4 protein-coding genes and 1 riboswitch are annotated in these 3081 nt (G+C 28.3%); all 4 genes read left to right on the forward strand.

The annotated features are described in order from the left end of the window. Nucleotides 1-233, forward strand: a 233-nt coding sequence (locus VLM92_RS13185; protein ID WP_325276796.1) for a hypothetical protein, incomplete at its 5' end; no start/stop codon positions are given. 94 nt (nucleotides 234-327) lie between these two features. Further along, nucleotides 328-434: riboswitch (SAM riboswitch) on the forward strand. A gap of 106 nt (nucleotides 435-540) precedes the next feature. After that, on the forward strand, nucleotides 541-1506 hold the full coding sequence (locus tag VLM92_RS13190) for a methionine ABC transporter ATP-binding protein (protein WP_325276797.1): 966 nt from the start codon (nucleotides 541-543) through the stop codon (nucleotides 1504-1506). Next, nucleotides 1499-2248, forward strand: coding sequence for a methionine ABC transporter permease (locus tag VLM92_RS13195; RefSeq protein ID WP_325276798.1), 750 nt, complete (start codon nucleotides 1499-1501; stop codon nucleotides 2246-2248). The genes VLM92_RS13190 and VLM92_RS13195 overlap by 8 nt, the downstream gene beginning before the upstream one ends. Nucleotides 2249-2284: 36 nt before the next feature. After that, nucleotides 2285-3079 (forward strand): MetQ/NlpA family ABC transporter substrate-binding protein, encoded by a 795-nt coding sequence (locus VLM92_RS13200; RefSeq protein ID WP_325276799.1) that lies wholly within the window; start codon nucleotides 2285-2287, stop codon nucleotides 3077-3079. The last annotated feature ends 2 nt before the right edge of the window (nucleotides 3080-3081 follow it).

Consider the following 3081-nt stretch of genomic DNA (forward strand, 5'->3'; position numbering starts at 1 on the left):
AAATGAGTAATGATTTAATAGCAGAAGGTGAAAAAACAATAGCAAATATAGATCAAAATCTTAAAAACTTAGATCAAATTTCAAAGAATGAAATGACTAAATCAAAAGAAGAGTTTATAAAAGTAGTTAATGAAACTACAACACTTAAAGATGAAACTAAGAGTAATTTTACAAATATGCTTGAGAACATGAATAAGAAGTTAGATATAACACCTAATGAGCCGAATAAATAAAATAATTTCAAAAAATCAGAAAAATGATTGACAAATGTTGTGAGGGTGTATACTATATAAAATATAGAAAATAAAAAACGAAAAAATAAATACTTCCTTATCAAGAGAGGTGGAGGGACTGGCCCTATGAAACCCGGCAACCAGTATATTTTTATATACAATGGTGCTAAATCCTGCAGCTAATTAGCTGAAAGATGAGTATAAATTGCTTGTAAAGCCTAAGTTTATACTTAGGCTTTTATTATATTTAAAATAAGATATGAGCATTTAACTATACCTTGGCTTGGAAGTAAAGGGGAGGAATGAAATGATTAGTATTAAAAATGTAGGGAAGTATTATGGAGATACGAAGGTATTAAAAAATGTAGACATTCAAATTGAAGAAGGTGAAATATTTGGAATAATAGGTCATAGTGGAGCAGGTAAATCAACATTGCTTAGATGTATAAATGGATTAGAAGATTACAAAGAAGGAAGTATATTAGTAGGTAAGGATGAAGTGAAATCATTAGATGAAAAAAAATTGAGAATCCTGAGAAAGAATTTAGGAATGATATTTCAACACTTTTCATTACTTGAAAGAAAAACAGTATATGAAAATGTAGCATTGCCATTAGAATGTTTCAAATATTCCAAATCAGAAATAAATAAAAGAGTTTTAGAATTATTAGACCTAGTAGGAATAAGCGATAAAAAAAATGATAAGCCAAGAAATTTAAGTGGAGGACAAAAGCAAAGAGTTGCAATAGCGAGAGCATTAGCGCTAAATCCAAAGGTACTTCTTTGTGATGAAGCAACATCAGCTCTAGATCCTAATACAACAAAATCAATATTATCATTACTTCAAGATATAAATAAAAAATTAAATATTACTATAATAATGGTAACCCATCAAATGGAAGTAATAAAGCAAATATGCACTAAGGTGGCAATAATGGAACATGGAGAAGTTTTAGAAGTAGGAGATACGGAAGAAATATTTTTACAAAACACAAAAGGACTTAGAAAATTAATAGGAGAAGAAAATATTGTATTACCTACTGGAAGTAATATAAAAATATTATTCCCAAAAGAAATTTCAAACGACACTTTAATAACAACTATGGCTAGAGAGTTGAATATAGACTTTTCAATAGTATTTGGTAGATTAGAAAAGTTTAGAGACGATATATTAGGTTGTCTTATTATAAATACACATGAGGAAAATGGGGGTAAAGTTAAAAATTACTTAAATAGTAAAAATATAAGATGGGAGGATATTATAAATGACTAGTTTAAGTGAATTTATAAATGATATTCTGTTAGAGGCATTGTTAGAAACACTATATATGATAACTGTGCCTGCGATATTAGCTACAATAATAGGATTTATATTAGCAATAATATTAGTAGTCACAAAAGAAGATGGATTAAAACCTAATAGTACCATAAATAAATCACTAGGATTTATAGTAAATACACTTAGAAGTTTTCCTTTTATGATACTTATAGTTGTATTAATACCATTAACAAGAATGATTGTTGGAACAAGTATAGGAGAAACAGCTACAATAGTTCCTATAACAATTGGTTCAGCACCGTTTATAGCAAGAATAATAGAAGGTGCACTAAATGAAGTTGATAAAGGTTTAATAGAAGCTGCTAAATCATTTGGAGCTACTAAGACTCAAATAGTATTCAAAGTTATGATAAAAGAAGCTATGCCTTCAATTGTATCGGGTGTTACTTTATCTGTAATATCAATACTTGGTTACACTGCAATGGCAGGAGCAATAGGTGCTGGAGGACTTGGAAGTGTAGCACTTGTTTATGGGCATCAAAGATTTGATACAGCTGTAATGATATACACTGTAATAACGCTTATAATACTAGTCCAAATAATACAGGGAGTAGGAAATTTTGCATACAATAAACTTAAATATGGAAAAAAAATAAAAATTAAAAATAATAAAACAAACGCTGCAAATAATAATATTTCAGTCAAAACAAGAGATGAATTGAATGGGATATTATAAAAAAATAAAATATAAAAATAAATGGGGGAATTAAAAATGAAATTAAAAAAATTATTAACAGTAGCTTTATCATCAGCGATATTAGTATCATTAGTAGGATGTAGTAATGTAAAAGAGGATAATAAAATAATAGTAGGGGTATCACCAAATCCACATGCTGAGATACTAGAAGTAATAAAGCCGCAGTTAGAAAAAGAAGGGTATGAACTAGAGATAAAAGTATTTGATGATTATGTTTTACCAAATACAGCATTGAATGAAGGATCACTAGATGCAAATTATTTTCAACACATACCATATTTAGAAGAGACTGTAAAAGAAAAAGGATACAAAATTACGTATACAGAAAAAATACATTTAGAGCCAATAGGATTATATTCAGATAAAGTAAAGTCTATAGATGAAATAAAGGAAAATAGTGTAATAGCTATACCAAATGATCCGACAAACGGAGCAAGAGCGCTTAAATTATTAGCAGAAAACGGATTAATAAAAGTTAATGATGGAGAACTTATAGGTATAAAAGACATAATTGAAAATCCTAAAAATATAGAAATAAAAGAAATGAATGCAGAACAACTTCCAACAATACTGAAAGATGTTGATGGAGCAGTAATAAACACTAACTATGCATTAAGCGCAAATCTAAATCCAACTAAAGATGCAATAGTAATAGAGTCAAAAGATTCTCCATATGCAAATGTGTTAGCTGTTAGAGAAGAAAATAAAGAAAGTGAAAAAATAAAAGCATTGTCTAAAGCCTTAACTAGCAAAGAGGTGAAAGAATTTATAGAAAAAGAATATAAAGGAAGTATAATACCATCATTTTAATA

Source organism: Romboutsia sp. (assembly GCF_035470145.1).
Classification (GTDB): Bacteria; Bacillota; Clostridia; order Peptostreptococcales; family Peptostreptococcaceae; genus Romboutsia_D.

Bases quoted from the DNA above. Each gene is read 5' to 3' on its own strand.
- VLM92_RS13200 (WP_325276799.1), top strand. From the start codon at position 2,285: ATGAAATTAAAAAAATTATTAACAGTAGCTTTATCATCAGCGATATTA.
- VLM92_RS13190 (WP_325276797.1), top strand. From the start codon at position 541: ATGATTAGTATTAAAAATGTAGGGAAGTATTATGGAGATACGAAGGTA.
- VLM92_RS13195 (WP_325276798.1), top strand. From the start codon at position 1,499: ATGACTAGTTTAAGTGAATTTATAAATGATATTCTGTTAGAGGCATTG.